Annotated in this window: 1 protein-coding gene (cut by a window edge); it reads left to right on the top strand. The window is 69.7% G+C overall.

The genetic code is table 11. The features are described 5' to 3' along the window. Positions 1–194 precede the first annotated feature (194 nt). Positions 195–19,214: the start of a non-ribosomal peptide synthase/polyketide synthase gene (locus ACWEVR_RS07470; RefSeq protein ID WP_452466228.1), read on the top strand. It continues 25,065 nt past the right edge of the window; 19,020 of the gene's 44,085 nt are visible here — the first part of the coding sequence; it begins with the start codon at positions 195–197; its stop codon lies off the right edge, out of view.

Raw genomic sequence — 19,214 nt, 5'->3', positions numbered from 1 at the left:
ACGGTCCGAAGCATGGTCTCGGCCATGTAACGAGATCGGCTGAGCCGACAGATAGTGCCTATGGACATTTTTGCCTGATTGATTTCGAGAATTGAACCCGAGACGCAGGCGCCACCGCTGGATCTGGCTGGGCGTCTGCGTTCCGGTGTCGTCGGGGAGCGCCTGGAACGGGTGTTCCGGAAGCGAGGTTTGGGTTGGACCGGCTGGATTTCGGCGGAAACGGCGAAACTGGTGACGGACGTGGAGGCTCTTCGGAGTACTTCCCGCTCTCGCCCGCACAGCTGGGTATCTGGTACGCGCAGCACGTCGACCCGCTGGTGCCGATCAATATCGCCCAGTACGTCGACCTGCGTGGCCGCCTCGATGTGGCCGCGCTCGAGCGTGCGAGCGCTGGTGCCGCCACCGACCTCGAATCGGGCTGGCTGCGCATCGTCGAGATCGACGGCGAGCCGATGCAGACCATCGACCCCACCCAGGACGCGACGCTGATCTATGTCGATCTGCGTGGTGAGGCCGACCCGGAGGCCGCCGCCGCCGAGTGGATGCGCGCCGAGTACAGCCGCCCGCTCGACATCGTCGCCGACCGCCTGGTGCAGGCCGCCGCGCTGCAGCTCGAGGACGAGCGCTGGTACTGGTACGCCCGCGTCCACCACATCGTGCTCGACGGTTTCGGCGCCAACAACTTCGTCAACCGCACGGCACAGCTCTACACCGCCGAGGTCACCGGCATCCCGGCCCCGCCGAACAAGGCCGCCGATCTGCGCTCGCTCTACGAGTCCGAGATCGCCTACCGCGACAGCACCCGATTCCAGTCCGACAAGGAGCACTGGGCCCAGCGCGTCGCCGGTCTGGAGGAGGGCAGCAGCCTCACCGGTCGGTCGGCGCCGCCGTCGCCGGTCAACGACATCACGAGCGCCGCGCTGTCGCAGGACCAGGACGACCTGCTCGCCGCCGCGATCACCCGCCACGACAGCACCGCCGCCCCGCTGCTGATCGCCGGCTTCGCCGCCTACCTGGCCCAGATCACCGGCACCGAGGACGTCATCCTCAGCCTGCCGGTCACCGCCCGCACCACCGCGACCATGCGCCGCTCCGGTGGCGCGACCTCCAATATCGTGCCGCTGCGCCTGCGCGTCGGACACGACACCACGGTCGCCCAGCTGCTGCGTTCGGTCACCACCGAGGTGTCGGGCGCGCTGCGTCACCAGCGTTACCGGCACGAGGACATCCGCCGTGATTCGGCGGGCGACGGCATGGTCTCCACGGAGTTCTTCGGTCCGTGGGTCAACATCATGCTGTTCGACAACCAGCTGCGCTTCGGTGACATGGAGGGCACGCTCAACGTGCTGTCCACCGGCAGCATCGAGGACCTGGGCGTCAACTTCTACCAGTCGCACGGCGGCACCCGCTCCCACATCGACTTCGAGACCAACCCGAACCTGTATTCGGCCGAGGAAGCGCGCACCCACCACGCCCGCTTCCTCGAGTTCTTCGACCGCTTCCTCGCCGCCGACGCCGAACTGCCCGTGTGGGCGCTGCCCGTCACCGGCGCCGAGGAACTGGAACGCTCGCTCACCGAGTGGAACGATTCCGCGCACGAGGTCCCCGCGACCACGCTGCCCGCCCTGCTCGACGCCCAGGTCCCGCGCACCCCCGACAACATCGCCCTGGATTTCGAGGGTGAAACGCTCACCTACGCCGAGTTCGCCGACCGGGTGAACCGGCTCGCGCGTTACCTGATCGCCGACGGTGTCGGCCCGGAATCCCTCGTCGCCCTCGGCATGCGCCGCTCGCTGGAGCTGGTGATCGGCATGCACGCCGTGCTGCGCGCCGGTGGCGCCTACGTGCCGATCGACCCGGATCACCCGGCCGACCGCACCGCCTACATCCTCGAATCCGCGGCACCGGTCTGCGTGCTCACCACCAGCCGTGACGAGCTCGACCTGCCCGCCGATGTCGCTCGGGTGGAGATCGATCGACTCGACACCACCGGTTTCGACGCCACACCTGTGTCCGATGCCGACCGGCTCGCCCCGCTGCGCCCGGACAACACCGCCTACGTCATCTACACCTCCGGTTCCACCGGCCGCCCCAAGGGCGTCGCGGTCACCCATCACGCGATCGTCAACCAAGAGCTGTGGATGCTCGACGAGTACCGGTTGACCGCCGACGACGTGTACCTGCAGAAGACCGCGACCACCTTCGACGTGTCGCTGTGGGGTTACTTCCTGCCGCTGATGGTCGGCGCCAAGCTGGTCATCGCCTCGCCCGACGGGCACCGCGACCCGTTGTATGTCGCGGACATGATCGAACGCCACGGCGTCACCGTGACGGATTTCGTGCCGTCCATGCTCACCGTCTTCGTCTCGCACGCCACCGCCGCCCAATGTGCTTCGCTGCGTGCGGTTTTCGTGATCGGTGAGGCGCTGCCGCCGGAGACCGCCGCCGGTCTGCGCGCCATTTCCAGCGCCGGACTGCACAACCTGTACGGCCCCACCGAGGCCGCGGTCTCCGTAACCTATTGGGAGGCAACCGAAGCCGACACCGTCACGGTGCCGATCGGTATCCCCGAATGGAATGTCGAAGTCTACGTGCTGGATTCGCGGCTGCGCCCGGCCGCGATCGGTGCACCGGGTGAGCTGTATCTGGCCGGTCGTCAGCTGGCCCGCTGCTACCGCGGCCGCCCCGACCTGACCTCGGACCGCTTCGTCGCCAACCCGGTCGGCGGCCCCGGCGAGCGCATGTACCGCACCGGTGACCTGGTGCGCTGGAACGGCGACGGCGTCCTCGAGTACATCGGCCGCACCGACTTCCAGGTGAAGTTCCGTGGTCAGCGCATCGAGCTCGGCGAGATCGAGACCGACCTGCTCGCGCACCCGAGCGTCAGCCAGGCGGCGGTGCTCGTGGTCGACACCGCGACCGGTCAGCAGCTGGTGGCCTACGTGGTGCCCGCGCCGGGTCAGTCCGCCGACCCGGCGACCCTGACCAGGTTCGTCGCCGAGAAGCTGCCCAGCTACATGGTGCCCGCGTCGATCATGGTGCTCGACGCGTTCCCGCTCAACACCAGCGGCAAGCTCGACCGTAAGGCCCTGCCCGAGCCGGTGTTCACCGCCGCCGCGGGCGATTTCCGAGCTCCGCGTACCGCAGCCGAGCAGATCGTCGCGGGCATCTTCGCCGATGTGCTGAGCCAGGAACGGGTCGGCGCCGACGACAACTTCTTCGAACTCGGTGGCAACTCGCTGGTCGCCACCCAGGTCGTGGCCCGCATCGGCGCCGCGTTCGGCATCCAGCTGGGCGTGCGCGCCCTGTTCGAGACCCCGACCGTCGCCGGCTTGGCCGCGCGGGCGGAAGCCGTTGCGCCCGCCGAGATCTCGTCTCGCCCGCCGCTGGTCGCCCAGGAGCATCCGGATCGGGTGCCGCTGTCGCTGGCTCAGCAGCGGATGTGGTTCATCAACCAGTTCGACCCCGCCGCGCCCACCTACAACCTGCCCTTCGTGGTGCAGATGAAGGGCCGGGTCGAGGTCGACACGCTCATCGCGGCGCTCAATGATGTTGTGGTGCGCCAGGAGTCGCTGCGCACGATCTTCCCCGATGCCGACGGCGGCTTCCAGCGGGTACTGGGTGCCGACGAGTTCGACCTCGGCATCACCGTGTCCTCGATCGATCAGGCCGAGCTGCCCGCCGAGCTGGTCGACTTCGCGTCCAGGGGTTTCGACGTCACCCTCGAGCTGCCGATCCGGGTGCGGATCTACCGGGTCACCGGCGGAAGCACCAATGGCACACCGGAATACGCGGTCGCGTTCGTCGTCCATCACATCGCCGCCGACGGTTTCTCCTTCGGCCCGCTGGCCCGCGATGTCGCCACCGCCTACCTCGCCCGCGCGGCGGGGCTGGCTCCGGCGTGGGAACCGCTGCCGGTGCAGTACCGCGACTACACGCTGTGGCAGCGTGAGCTGCTCGGTTCGGAGTCGGACCCGGAGTCCATCGCGGCCCGCCAGATCGATTACTGGCGCCGGGCGCTGGACGGCCTGCCCGATCAGCTCGACCTGCCCGCCGACCGGATCCGCCCGCAGCAGCAGAGTTTCCGTGGTGCGCAGCTGGCCTTCGACATCGACCCCGACCTGCACGCGGACCTGATCGCCCTGGCCCGTGCCAAGGGCGTCACGCTGTTCATGGTGCTGCACGCCGCGCTCGCGGTGCTGCTGTCGCGGCTGTCCAACACCCGCGACATCGCGGTCGGCACCCCCATCGCCGGTCGTGGTGAGCAGGCGCTCGACGACCTGATCGGCATGTTCGTCAACACCCTGGTGCTGCGTTCCGACGTGGATCCCGGCCTGTCGTTCGCCGATTTCCTGGCTCGCACCCGCGACACCGACCTGGCCTCGTTCGGCAATGCCGATGTGCCGTTCGAGCGTCTCGTCGACGTGCTCAACCCGACCCGCTCCCAGGCGCGCCACCCGCTGTTCCAGGTGATGCTGTCGTTCCAGGAGATGGCGCACGGCGAGCTGGAGCTGCCCGGTCTCACGGTCAGCGCCGACGAGCTCGAGGTCGCGATCGCCAAGTTCGACCTGCAGTGGACCATCACCGAGCAGCACAGCAGCGGTGGTGCCCCGCAGGGCCTGGCGGCGGTCGCGCAGTTCGCGACCGATCTGTTCGACGCCGAGACCGTGCAGTCGTTCATCGACCGGCTGCTGTCGATCCTGCGCGCGATCACCGTCGACCCGTCGGTGGCCGTCGGTGACATCGATCTGCTCGGCGAGCAGGAACGCCTCGATGTGTCGCGCGAGTGGGTGAGTTTCGCCCCCGACGGCGGCACCGGCCGGTTCGCCGACCGGGAGATCACCCTGGTCGACCTGTTCGAATCCGCCGTCGCGGCGCATCCGGACAACGTCGCGGCCCGCTACGGCGCGGAGTCGCTGACCTACGCCGAGCTGGACCGCCGCGCGAATGCGCTGGCGCGCAAGCTGATCGCCGACGGCGCGGGACCGGAGTCGTTGGTCGCGGTGATTCTGCCGCGTTCGCTGGATCTGGTCGTCGCCCTGCTCGCGGTGGTGAAGACCGGTGCCGGTTACGTCCCGGTCGATCCGACCTACCCGGCCGAGCGCATCGCCTACGTGCTCGAGGACTCGCGCCCGACCAGTGTGGTGATCGATGCCGACTCCGAGGTGGAGCTGGCCGACGATCTGCCGGTGCTGGTGCTCGGCGAGCTCGACGACGCCGACGGCGCCCCGATCACCGACGCCGATCGCCGTGCACCGTTGTCGCCGGACAATGTCGCCTACGTCATCTACACCTCGGGTTCGACCGGCCGTCCCAAGGGCGTGGCGGTGGCACACCGGAATGTGGTGCGGCTGTTCGCGAACACCGATCGTGATTTCGGTTTCGGCCCCGACGACGTGTGGACACTGTTCCACTCCTACGCCTTCGACTTCTCCGTCTGGGAGCTGTGGGGTCCGCTGCTGTTCGGCGGCACCGTGGTGGTCGTCGACTACTTCACCTCGCGCTCCCCGGAGCAGTTCCTCGATCTGCTGCGCACCGAACGCGTGACGGTGCTCAACCAGACCCCGTCGGCCTTCTATCAACTGGCCGAGGCCGATCGAAATGCCGGTCCTGGCGTCGAGCCGCTGAGCCTGCGCTACGTGGTGTTCGGCGGTGAGGCGCTCGAGCTGCGTCGCCTGTCGGATTGGGTTGCCCGCCACGGTGATTCGTCGCCCACGCTGGTGAACATGTACGGCATCACCGAGACCACGGTGCACGTGTCGTACCGCGCGCTCGATGCCGAAACGATCGCCGCCGCTTCGGGTTCCATCGTCGGCCGCGCCATCGCCGGCCTGAGCGTGTATGTGCTCGACTCACGTCTGCGGCCGGTTCCGGTGGGTGTCGCAGGCGAAATGTATGTAGCGGGACCACAATTGGCTCGTGGCTACCTCGGTCGCCCCGATCTGACCGCGACTAGGTTCGTCGCGAGCCCGATGGGTGACGGCGAACGCCTCTACCGTTCCGGCGACCTCGCGCGCTGGAACCGTTTCGGCGAGCTCGAATACCTCGGCCGCGCCGACGACCAGGTGAAGGTGCGTGGTTTCCGCATCGAACTCGGCGAGATCGAAGCCGCCGTGCTGTCGCACCCGGAGATCGCCCAAGCCGCGGTCATCGTGCGCGAGGACCAGCCCGGCGGCCAGCGCATCGTCGCCTACGTCGTCGCCGAATCGCACAAGCTCGACCTCGACGAGGTCCGCCAGTTCGCCGCCGACCAGCTCCCGGCCTACATGGTGCCCTCGGCGTTCGTCCAGCTCGACGCCATCCCGCTGACCGTCAACGGCAAGCTCGACCGCCGCGCCCTCCCCGCCCCGGTCTTCGAGGTGCGCGAATTCCGTGCTCCGACAACGCCGATCGAACAGATCATCGCGCAGGTCTTCGCCGACGTGCTCGATCTGCCGCGCATCGGCGTCGACGACGACTTCTTCGAACTCGGCGGCAACTCGCTGATCGCCACCCAGGTGGTCTCGCGCGTCGGCATCGCCCTCGATACCCGCGTTCCGGTGCGGATGTTGTTCGAGGCGTCCACCGTGGCCGCCCTGGCCGCGCGCGTGGAATCGCAGGCGGGCGACGGCGCCCACAAGGCCCTGGTGGCGCGCGAGCGGCCCGAGCAGGTGCCGCTGTCGCTGGCTCAGCAGCGCATGTGGTTCCTCAACCGCTTCGACACCGCCTCGGCGGTCAACAACATCCCGGTCGCCATCCGCCTGTCCGGTGACCTCGACGTGGCCGCCCTGCAGGTGGCCGTCATCGACGTCATCGACCGGCACGAGTCGCTGCGCACCGTGTTCCCCGACTCCGGCAACGGCCCGGTGCAGGTGGTGCTCGACGCCGCCCAGATCGTGCCCGACCTCACCCCGTACCGGGTCACCGAGGAAAACCTCATCGATCATCTGATCGACCTGGCCTCGATGGCCTTCGACGTGACCAGCGAAGTGCCGCTGCACGCACGGCTTTTCGAGATCTCGGACTCCGAGTACGTGCTCGGCATGGTGGTGCACCACATCTCCGCCGACGGTTGGTCGATGGCGCCGCTCTCGCGCGACGTCATCATGGCCTACGCCGCGCGCACCTCCTGGGAGGCGCCGACCTGGGCCGAATTGCCGGTCCAGTACGCCGATTACGCGCTGTGGCAGCGCGAGGTGCTGGGTTCCGAGGACGACCCGACCTCGCTGATCTCCTCCGAGATCGACTACTGGAAGCGCGAACTCGCCGATCTGCCCGACGAGCTGGTGCTCCCCGCCGATCACCCGCGTCCGCCCGCCGCCAGCTACCGAGGCGGCACCTACAGCTTCGTCATCGCGGGCGAAACACAGCGTGCCCTGATGGAGTTGGGCCGCCGCTACAACGCCTCGCTGTTCATGGTGATGCACAGCGCCCTCGCGGTGCTGCTCGCGCGCTCGAGCGGATCGTCCGACATCGCCATCGGCACCCCGGTGGCCGGTCGTGGCGACCAGGCGCTCGACGATCTCGTCGGCATGTTCGTCAACACCCTGGTGCTGCGCACCGAGGTGGACGGCGCCACCGCCTTCGCGACCCTGCTCGACCAGGCCCGCGAGACCGACCTGCAGGCCTTCGCCCACGCCGACGTGCCGTTCGAGCGGCTCGTCGAGGTGCTCAACCCCGCCCGTTCGCAGGCACGGCACCCGCTGTTCCAGGTGATGCTGTCGTTCCAGAACACCAAGCAGGCCTCGCTGCAGCTGCCCGGCCTTTCGGTGAGCGGTATCGATTACGACGCCCAGCTGGCCAAGTTCGACCTACAGCTGACGCTCACCGAGGTGCAGGACACCGACGGCGAGGTCGGCGGCATGTCGGCCGAGTTCTCCTACGCGCTCGACCTGTTCGGGGAATCGACGGTCGCCGCGTTCGCCCGCCGCCTCGACAACATCTTCGCCGCGATCGTCGCCGACCCCGAGGTGCCGGTCGGCGACATCGACCTGCTCGCGCCCGAGGAGCACGCGCAGGTCCTGGTCGACTGGAACGACACCGCGCACGCGGTGCCGCACGCCACCCTGGTCTCGCTGTTCGACGCCCAGGTGGAGCGCACCCCCGACGCGGTCGCGCTGGTCTTCGAAGCCGAACAGCTCACCTACCGTGAGCTGCAGGAGCGCGCCAACCGCATCGCCCGCAGGCTGATCGCCGACGGTGTCGGCCCGGGTTCGCATGTGGCCCTTGCCACCCGGCGTTCCACCGAACTCGTCGTCGCGATGTACGCGGTGCTGCAGACGGGTGCGGCCTACGTGCCCCTCGACCCCGATCAGCCCGCCGACCGCATCGGCCACATCATCGAGACCGCGGAGCCGCAGCTGGTGCTCACCAGCCGTCGCGACGGTTTCGAGGCCGAGGGCGTCACCGTGCACGCCGTCGAGAACATCGAGGCGCCCGCCGATTTCAGCGGTGCCCCGATCACCGACGCCGAGCGGGTGCGTCCGCTGCGCGACAGCAACACCGCCTACGTCATCTTCACCTCCGGTTCGACCGGCCGCCCCAAGGGTGTCGCCGTCGACCACGCCGCGATCGTGAACCGGCTGCTGTGGATGCAGCACGAGTACCCGATCGACGCCACCGACGCGGTGCTGCAGAAGACCCCCGCCACCTTCGACGTGTCGGTGTGGGAGTTCTTCTGGCCGCTGCAGACCGGTGCGCGCCTGGTGGTCGCCAAGCCCGACGGTCACCGCGACCCGGTGTACCTGGCGCAGATCATCGCCGAACAGTCCATCACCACAGCGCATTTCGTGCCGTCGATGCTGTCGGTGTTCGTGTCGACCCTCGGCAACAACGGCAACGGCGACGCGGTGCGCATGCGCCAGGTGTTCGCCTCCGGTGAGGCGCTGCCCGCGCCCACCGCGCAGCGCCTGCGTGAGCTGACCGGCGCCCGCCTGCACAACCTGTACGGCCCCACCGAGGCCGCCGTCGACGTGACCTATCACGAGGTCGTCGACGCCGACGTGGAGTCGGTGCCGATCGGCCGTCCGGTGTGGAACACCAAGGTGTTCGTGCTGGATTCGCGCCTGCACCCCGTCGCCTCCGGTGTCGCGGGTGAGCTGTACCTGGCGGGCGATCAGCTCGCCGTCGGCTACCTCAACCGGGCCGACCTCACCGCCGACCGCTTCGTCGCCAACCCCTACGGCCCCGCCGGTTCGCGCATGTACCGCACCGGCGACCTGGTCACCTGGACCCGCGACGGTGAACTGAACTACCTGGGCCGCACCGACTTCCAGGTGAAGCTGCGCGGTCTGCGCATCGAGCTCGGTGAAATCGAGGCGACGCTGCTGGCCCAGCCCGGTGTCGCGCAGTCGGTCGTCGTTGTCCGTGCCGACGCGCACGCGGGCGATCAGCTCGTGGGTTACGTTGTGCCCGAACCGGGCTCGGCTCTCGATGTGGCCGCCGTCAAGGCCGGGCTCGCCGCCGAGCTGCCCGCCTACATGGTGCCCTCGGCGCTCGTCGTGCTCGAAGCGTTCCCGCTCAACGCCTCCGGCAAGCTCGATCGCAAGGCGCTGCCCGCCCCGGTGTTCGAGGCCAAGGTGTTCCGCGCGCCCTCGACGCCGATCGAGGAGATCGTCGCCGAGATCTTCGCCGACCTGCTCGGCGCCGAGCGCGTGGGCGTGGACGACGACTTCTTCGCCCTCGGCGGCAACTCGCTGGTCGCCACCCAGGTGGCGGCCCGCCTGAGCAAGGCGCTCGACGCCGAGGTCGGCGTGCGCACCCTGTTCGAGGCGCCGACCGTCGGCGCGCTCGCCGCGCGGGTGGAATCGCACGCGGGCAGCGGTCTGCGCGCCGAACTCACCGCGCGTCCGCGTCCGGAGTACCCGCCGCTGTCGCTGGCACAGCAGCGCATGTGGTTCCTCAACCGCTTCGACGCCGAGGACACCGGCACCTACAACATCCCGGTCGCGGTGCGCCTGCAGGGCCTGCTCGACTTCCCCGCCCTGCGCGGGGCCGTCGCCGACGTGATCGCCCGCCACGAGTCGCTGCGTACGGTCTTCCCGTCCCACGACGGCACCGCCTACCAGAAGGTGCTCGCCGCCGCGGCCGCCATTCCGGACGTGGAACTGGTCGAGGCCGACGAGACCGACATGGCCATTTCGCTCTACGAGTTCGCCCGTCGCGGTTTCGACGTCACCGCGAATCCGCCGGTGCGCCTTCGGGTCTACGAGCTGAGCGAACGCGAGCACGTGCTGGTGATGGTGGTCCACCACATCGCCTCCGACGGTTTCTCGCTGCGCCCGCTGGTGCGCGACCTGATGACCGCCTACGTCGCCCGCACCGCCAACGCCGAGCCCGGCTGGCCGCCGCTCGCCGTGCAGTACGTGGACTACGCGCTGTGGCAGCGCGAGGTCCTCGGCGACGAGAACGACCCCACCTCGCTGATCTCCGAGCAGCTCGACCACTGGCGCACCGCGCTGGCCGACCTGCCCGACGAGCTGCGCCTGGGCCACAAGTCGCGGCCCGCGCAGGCCAGCTACCAGGCGGGCACGCACCGCTTCGAGGTGCCGGGCGAACTCGTCGACGCCCTCAACCGCGTCGCTCACGAGCACAGCACCACCCTGTTCATGGTCGTGCACAGCGCCTTCGCCGTGCTGCTCGCGCGCCTGTCGGGCACCTCCGACATCGCCATCGGCACCCCGGTCGCCGGTCGTGGCCAGCAGGCACTCGACGACCTGGTCGGCATGTTCGTCAACACCCTGGTGTTGCGCGCCGAGGTGGACCCCGGCGTCACCTTCACCGAGCTGCTCGGCCAGGTGCGCGAGAACGATCTGGCGGCCTTCGCCCACGCCGACGTGCCGTTCGAGCGCCTCGTCGAGGTGCTCAACCCGGCCCGCTCGCAGTCGCGGCACCCGCTGTTCCAGGTGATGCTGTCGTTCCAGAACCTGGGCCGCACCACCCTGGAACTGCCCGGTCTGACCGTGTCGGAGCTGGGCATCGACCAGCACACCGCCAAGTTCGACCTGCAGCTCGCGCTGAGCGAGGTCCCGGCCGACGACGACAGCCACCTCGACGCCGAACTCGTCTACGCCACCGACCTTTTCGACTCGCAGTTCGCCGCCACCTTCGGCGCCCGCCTGCTGCGTGTGCTCGGTGCGATCGTGGCCGACCCGACCGCCCCCGTCGGCGACATCGAACTGCTCGACAACGCCGAGCGCACCCTGGTGCTCGACCGCTGGAACGACACCGAGTTCGCGGTCGACGCGGCACTGAGCACCCCGAGCGACGACGACCCGGCCACCCTCAACGCCCTGTTCGAGGCGCAGGTCGCGCGCACGCCCGACGCGACGGCTCTCACGTTCGAGGGGACGAGTCTGTCCTACGCCGAGTTCGCGGTCCGCGTGCGCAAGCTCGCCCGCTGGCTCAAGGACGCCGGTGTCGGCCCGGAATCGTATGTGGCCCTCGGCATGCGGCGTTCGATCGACCTGCTGGTCGGCATGTACGCCGTGTCCGCCGCCGGTGGCGCGTACGTGCCGCTCGACCCCGATCACCCGGCCGAGCGCATCGAGCACATCCTCGACACCGCCCAGCCGGTGTGCGTGCTGACGTCGGGGGAGAGCCTGCCCGCGGCCGCCGGTCGCGAGGTACGCATCGACCAGCTCGACCTGTCCGGCCACTCGGCCGAGCCGGTCACCGACGCCGACCGGCATCGCCCGCTGCGCTCGGGCAACACCGCCTACGTCATCTTCACCTCGGGTTCGACCGGTCGCCCCAAGGGCGTCGCGGTCAGCCATGCGGCCATCGTCAACCGCCTCGTGTGGATGCACGCCGCCTACGGTCTGGCCGCCGACGACGTGGTGCTGCAGAAGACGCCCGCCACCTTCGACGTGTCGGTGTGGGAGTTCTTCTGGCCGCTGCAGGTCGGTGCGCGCCTGGTCGTCGCCAAGCCCGACGGGCATCGCGACCCCGCCTACCTGGCCCGGCTGATCGTGGCGGAGCAGGTCACCACGGTGCACTTCGTGCCGTCGATGATGGCCGTGTTCGTCACCGAACCGCTTGCGGCCGACTGTGTTTCGCTGCGCAATGTGTTCGCCTCCGGTGAGGCGCTGCCCGCGCCGACCGCGCAGCGCCTGCGCGAGCTCACCGGTGCCGCGCTGCACAACCTGTACGGCCCGACCGAGGCCGCGGTCGACGTGACCTTCCACGAGGTCACCGAGGCCGACACCGACACCGTGCCGATCGGCGCGCCGGTGTTCAACACCCGTCTGTACGTGCTGGATTCGCGGCTGCGACCCGTTCCGGTCGGTGTCGCGGGTGAGCTGTATCTGGCGGGCGTGCAGCTGGCCCACGGCTACGTCGGTCGCCCCGACCTCACGATGGACCGCTTCGTCGCCGACCCGTTCACCCCGGGCGAGCGCATGTACCGCACCGGTGACCTCGTCACCTGGACCCCCGACGGCGAGCTGGAATACCTGGGCCGCACCGACTTCCAGGTGAAACTGCGCGGTCTGCGCATCGAACTCGGTGAGATCGAGTCCGCGCTCACCGCGCTGCCGCAGATCGCGCAGGCGGTCGTGGTGGTGCGCGCCGACGAGCACACCGGCGACCAGCTGGTCGCCTACGTGATCCCGGAGACCGGGCAGAGTGTCGACACCGACGCGACGAAGGCCGCCCTGTCGGCCGAACTGCCGGTGTACATGGTGCCCGCCGCGTTCATGGTGCTGAACGCCTTCCCGCTCAACGCTTCCGGCAAGCTCGACCGCAAGGCACTGCCCGCCCCCGTGTTCGCCGCGCGGGTGTTCCAGGCGCCGGTCACCCCGGTGCAGCAGATCGTCGCCGCCACCTTCGCCGAGGTGCTCGGCGCGGGCCAGGTCGGCCTCGACGACGACTTCTTCGAACTCGGCGGCAACTCGCTGGTGGCCACCCGGGTCGCCGCGCGCCTGTCGGAGGCCCTCGACGCCCAGGTGCCGCTGCGCGCGCTGTTCGAGGCGCCGACCGTCGCCGCGCTCGCGGCCCGTGTGGAGACCGCGTCCGGCCGTGGCGCCCGTGTGCCGCTTGCCCCGCGTCCGCGTCCCGAGCTGGTCCCGCTGTCGCAAGCCCAGCAGCGGATGTGGTTCCTCAACCGCTTCGACAACCGCACCGCCGTCAACAACATCCCGATCGCCGTCCGGCTCACCGGTGAACTCGACACGGCCGCACTGGAATCCGCCATCGCCGACGTGATGGCCCGGCACGAGTCGCTGCGCACCTTCTATCCCGAGATCGAAGGCGCCGGCTACCAGCAGATCCTGCCCGTCGACGAGGTCCGTTTCGCACTGCCTGCCCAGCCGGTCGCCGCCGAGGATGTCGTCGCCCGCGTGGTCGAGCTGGCGAGCGTGCAGTTCGATGTCACCCGCGAGGTGCCGTTCCGCGCGAGCCTGCTGCGGATCGATGAGCGCACGCATGTCGCCGTCCTGGTGATGCACCACATCAGCGGTGACGGTTTCTCGCTGCGTCCGCTGCTGCGTGACGTGGTGGTCGCCTACACCGAACGCGCTCGCGGTGAGGTGCCCGCGTGGGCGCCCCTCGAGGTGCAGTACGCCGACTACACGCTGTGGCAGCGTGAGGTGCTCGGCGAGGAGTCCGATCCCGATTCGGTCGCCGCGGGTCAGCTCGCCTACTGGACCGAGCAGCTGCGCGACCTGCCCGACCAGATCGAACTGCCCGCCGACCGGCCGCGTCCCGAGATCGCGACCAATGCCGGTGACCTGTACCGGTTCTCGATCGATGCCGAGCTGCATCGCGCGCTCACCGAGATCGCCCGCGCCCGTGGCGTCACCCTGTTCATGGTGATGCACGCGGCCCTGGCCACCTGGGCCGCGAGACTGTCCAACAGCACCGACATCGCCATCGGCACCCCGATCGCCGGCCGTGGCGAACGTTCGCTCGACGACCTGGTCGGCATGTTCGTCAACACCCTGGTGCTGCGCAGCGAGGTCGACCTCGGCGGGCGCTTCGGCGACCTGCTCGAGCAGGTCCGCAAGGTCGACCTGTCGGCCTTCGCCAACGCCGACGTGCCGTTCGAACGGCTCGTCGAGGTGCTCAGCCCCACCCGCTCACAGGCGCACCACCCGCTGTTCCAGGTGGCGCTCACCTTCGAGGCGGCCACCGCCGCCGACACCGGTACCGTCGCGCTGCCGGGTCTCGACCTCGACGTGGTCGACTTCGACCCGGGCACAGCGAAGTTCGACGTGCAGCTCACCGTCGGCGAGGCCGCCGACGGCTCGCTCGCCATGTCCTGGAACTACGCCACCGATCTGTTCGACGCCGAGACCGTCGCCGCCTTCGGCGACCGCCTGGTCCGCATCCTGCGCACGGTGGCCGAGAACCCGGACGTGATCGTCGGTGACATCGACCTGCTCGGTGAGGCCGAACAGCGCGATGTCGCCCAGCGCTGGGTGTCCTCGGGCGCCGACGCCATCGCCCTGCCCGTGGTGCACGATGCCAGCACCCCCGCCGGCTACCGGCGCGGGCTGTTCGGCAACCGGCACACCACCCTCGTCGACCTGTTCGACGCGGCCGCGGCCGCCTACCCGGACCGGATCGCCGCCAAGTTCGGCGTCGAATCGCTCACCTACGCCGAGCTCGACCGGCGCGCGAATGTGCTGGCGCGCAGGCTGATCGACGACGGTGCCGGTCCGGAGTCGCTGGTCGCGGTGATTCTGCCGCGTTCGCTGGATCTGGTCGTCGCCCTGCTCGCGGTGGTGAAGACCGGTGCCGGTTATGTGCCGGTCGATCCGACGTATCCGGCCGAGCGCATCGCCTACGTGCTCGAGGATTCGCGCCCGACCAGCGTCGTGCTCGACTCCACCGTCCAGGTGACGGTGCCCGCGCATCTGCCCTCGGTGGTCCTCGACGGGTTCGCCGTGGAGACCGGCAATGTGGAGGACGCCGACGACGCGCCCATCACCGATGCCGACCGCCTCGCGCCGCTGTCGCCGGACAATGTCGCCTATGTCATCTACACCTCCGGCTCGACCGGTCGCCCCAAGGGCGTCGCCGTCGCGCACCGGAATGTGGTGCGGCTGTTCGCCAATACCGATCGCGACTTCGGCTTCGGCCCGCGCGACGTGTGGACGTTGTTCCACTCCTACGCCTTCGACTTCTCCGTCTGGGAGCTGTGGGGTCCGCTGCTGTTCGGCGGCTCACTGATCGTCGTCGACTACTACACCTCGCGTTCGCCCGAGCAGTTCCTGGAACTGCTGCGGGTGGAGCAGGTGACGGTGCTCAACCAGACGCCGTCGGCGTTCTATCAGCTGGCCGAGGCCGACCGGAACGCCGGACCGGGCGTGGCGCCGCTGGCCCTGCGTTACGTGGTGTTCGGCGGTGAAGCGCTCGAGCTGCGCCGCCTGTCGGATTGGGTTGCCCGCCACGGTGATTCGTCGCCGACGCTGGTGAACATGTACGGCATCACCGAGACCACGGTGCACGTGTCGTTCCGCGCGCTGGACGCGAAGACCATCGCGGCGGCGGCCGGTTCGGTCGTCGGCCGGGCCATCGCGGGCCTGAGCGTGTTCGTGCTCGACTCGCGTCTGCGCCCGGTGCCGGTGGGTGTCGCGGGTGAGATGTATGTCGCGGGACCGCAATTGGCGCGTGGCTACCTGGGTCGGCCGGACCTGACCGCCACCCGCTTCGTCGCCAACCCCCTTGCGGGCCCGAACCAGGCCGGTTCGCGGCTGTACCGTTCCGGCGACCTCGCGCGCTGGAACCGTTTCGGCGAGCTCGAATACCTCGGCCGCGCCGACGACCAGGTGAAGGTGCGTGGTTTCCGCATCGAGCTCGGTGAGATCGAAGCCGCCGTGCTCGCTCAGCCCGGCATCGCGCAGGCGGCGGTCATCGTGCGTGAGGACACCCCCGGTGACCAGCGCATCGTCGCCTACGTGGTCGCCGACGCCGACATCGAACCCGATCTCGACGCCGTGCGCACCGGCGCCGCCGAGCAGCTGCCCGCCTACATGGTTCCGGCCGCGCTCGTGCGGCTCGAGTGGATCCCGCTCACCGTCAACGGCAAGCTCGACCGCCGTGCCCTGCCCGCCCCGGCGGTGCAGGCGCGTGCCTTCCGCGCCCCGGTCACCCCGGTGCAGGAAACCGTGGCCGCGGTGTTCGCCGACGTGCTCGGCCTGGACCGGGTCGGTGTCGACGACGACTTCTTCGACCTCGGCGGCAACTCGCTGATCGCCACCCGCGTCGTCGCCCGCATCGGCGCGGCGCTCGGTGCGACGGTGCCCGTGCGTGCCCTGTTCGAAGCGTCGACCGTGGAAGCCCTCGCGGCCCGGGTGGAATCGCACACCGGCGGCACCGCCCGCGCGGCGCTCGTCGCCCGCGAACGCACCGACGGCGAACTGGTCCCGCTGTCGTTCGCCCAGCAGCGGATGTGGTTCCTCAACAAGTACGACACCACCTCCTCGGCCTACAACCTGCCCGTCGCGATCCGCCTCACCGGCGACCTCGACGTCGAGGCGCTGTCGCTGGCGCTGGCCGACCTCGTGCGCAGGCACGAATCGCTGCGCACCCGCTACCCCGAGCACGGCGGCACCCCGGTGCAGCAAGTCGTTGCGGCCGAACGCATTTCGCTGGATCTGCGCCCGGTCACCGTCGCCGCCGATCAGCTCTTCGAAACCGTCACCGAGTTCGTCTCCACCGGATTCGATGTGGCGGAAGAGGTTCCGTTGCGCGCCCGGTTGTTCCGCGTCGACGAGCACGAGCACGTGCTTGTCGTGGTGGTCCACCACATCGCCGCCGACGGTTTCTCCATCGCCCCGCTGACCCGCGACGTGATGCTGGCCTACACGGCTCGTGCCCAGGGCACCGCGCCCGGCTGGGCGCCGCTGCCGGTGCAGTACGCCGACTTCGCCGTCTGGCAGCGCGCCGTCCTCGGCACCGAGGACGACAGCGACTCGCTGATGGCGCGTCAGGTGGCCTACTGGCAGCGTCAGCTCGCCGGAGTCCCCGACGAACTGACCCTGCCCTTCGACCGGCCGCGTCCGGCCGTCGCCTCGCTGCGCGGCGCTTCGGTGCACCGCGAGCTCTCGCCGGAGCTGATCGCCCGCCTCGACGAGGTGGCCCGTCGCCAGGGTGCCTCGCTGTTCATGGTCATGCACACCGCGCTCGCGGTGCTGCTGGCCCGGCTGTCCGGTTCCGACGACATCGCCATCGGCACCCCCATCGCCGGCCGCGGTGAACAGGCCCTCGACGACCTCGTCGGCATGTTCGTCAACACCCTGGTGCTGCGCACCGGTGTGCGCCCCGGTGAGTCGTTCACCGACCTGCTCGAGCAGGCCCGCAAGACCGACCTCGATGCCTACGGCAATGCCGACGTGCCGTTCGAGCGCCTGGTCGAACTGCTCGCACCCGAGCGGTCGCAGGCCCGCAACCCGCTGTTCCAGGTGATGCTGGCCTTCCAGAACCTGGACCGCACCACCCTGGAACTGCCCGGTCTGGCCGTGTCGGCGCTCGATCTCGACGAGAGCGTCGCCCGCTTCGACCTGCAGTTCACCCTGTCCGAGCTGGGCGAACCCGGCCACGGCGGGATGGCGCTGGCGCTGAACTACGCCACCGAACTGTTCGACGAGTCCACGGTCGACACCATCGCCACCCGCTGGGAGCGCGTGCTCGAGGCCGTGGCCGCCGACGCCTCGGTGACCATCGGCGCCATCGACGTCCTCGACGCCGCCGAACGGGCCGACCTGGTGTTCCGCGTCGGCGCCCCGCCGGTGCCCGCCCGCACCCTGCGCGCCCTGCTCGCCGACGCCGTCGTCCAGAACCCGACCGGCGATGCCGTCGTGTTCCAGGGGACAACTCTGTCCTACGCCGAGCTCGACGAGCGCTCGAACCGCCTGGCGCGCTTGCTGATCGAGCAGGGCATCGGCGCCGAAGACCTCGTCGCCATCGGCGTTCCGCGCTCGGCCGACTCGGTGCTCGCCGCCTGGGCCGTCGCCAAGACCGGCGCCGCCTTCGTGCCCGTCGACCCGACCTACCCCGCCGACCGCATCGCCCACATGGTCACCGACTCCGGGTCGCCGCTGGGCATCACGGTGGCATCGGTGCTCGGTGGGTTGCCCGACATTGCGACCGGCTCGCGTACTTCCACTGCCGCGCAGACGCTCGATTCCGCCGCCAGCGCTGCCGCCGAGGCGGAGAAGTCCGACATCGTCGCCGGTGGTGCGCAGGTGGCCGGCAAGTCGGCGGCGGGCTGGCTCGTCCTCGACGAGCTCGACCTCGACCGTTTCGACGGCAGCCCGATCGCCGACGACGAGCTGGTCCGGGCGACCACCCCCGAGCAACCCGCCTACGTCATCTACACCTCCGGTTCCACCGGTGTGCCCAAGGGCGTCGTGGTCACCCACGCCGGTCTCGCCAACTTCGGCGAGGAGCAGGCGCAGCGCTACCACCTCGATTCGTCCACGCGCGCACTGCATTTCGCCTCGCCCTCGTTCGACGCGTCGATCCTGGAACTGCTGCTCGCCCTGGCGCGCGGTGGTGCGCTGGTGGTCGTCCCGCCGGGTGTGTACGGCGGTGACGAACTGTCCGAACTGATCCGCGCCGAGCGGGTCACCCACGCCTTCATCACCCCCGCCGCCCTGGCGACCTTCGACCCGAGCGGCCTGGATTCGCTGCGGGTGCTGGTCGCCGGTGGTGAAGCGGTGCCCGCCGATCTGGTGACGAAGTGGGCGGTTCCGTTGGCGGACGGCACGACTCGTGCCTTCCACAACGGTTACGGTCCGACCGAGACCACGATCATGACGAACATCAGCGATGCGCTGGTGCCGGGCGAGCTGGTCACCATCGGTGGACCCACGCGCGGCATGCGCTCGCTGATCCTGGACGCCCAGCTCCAGCCCGTTCCGGTGGGTGTCGCGGGTGAGCTGTACCTGTCGGGCATCCAGCTGGCGCGCGGCTACCACGCCCGCCCCGGCCTGACCGCCGACCGGTTCGTCGCCGACCCGTTCGTCCCGGGGGAGCGGATGTACCGCACCGGTGACGTCGTGCGCTGGACGCCGGAACGCACCGTCGAGTACGTCGGCCGCTCCGACTTCCAGGTGAAGATCCGCGGTTTCCGTATCGAACTGGGCGAGATCGACTCCGCCCTCGCCTCGCACGACACGGTCGACTTCGCCGTCACCCTCGGCCACAAGAGCACCGCGGGCGCCGTCTCGCTGGTGTCGTATGTCGTTGCCGCGCCTGGCCGTTCGATCGACGTCGCCGCGCTCACCGCG

Source organism: Nocardia sp. NPDC003979 (genome assembly GCF_053605015.1).
Note: the sequence above shows the minus strand (reverse complement) of the source record. Positions and strands in the feature narration are given on the sequence as shown.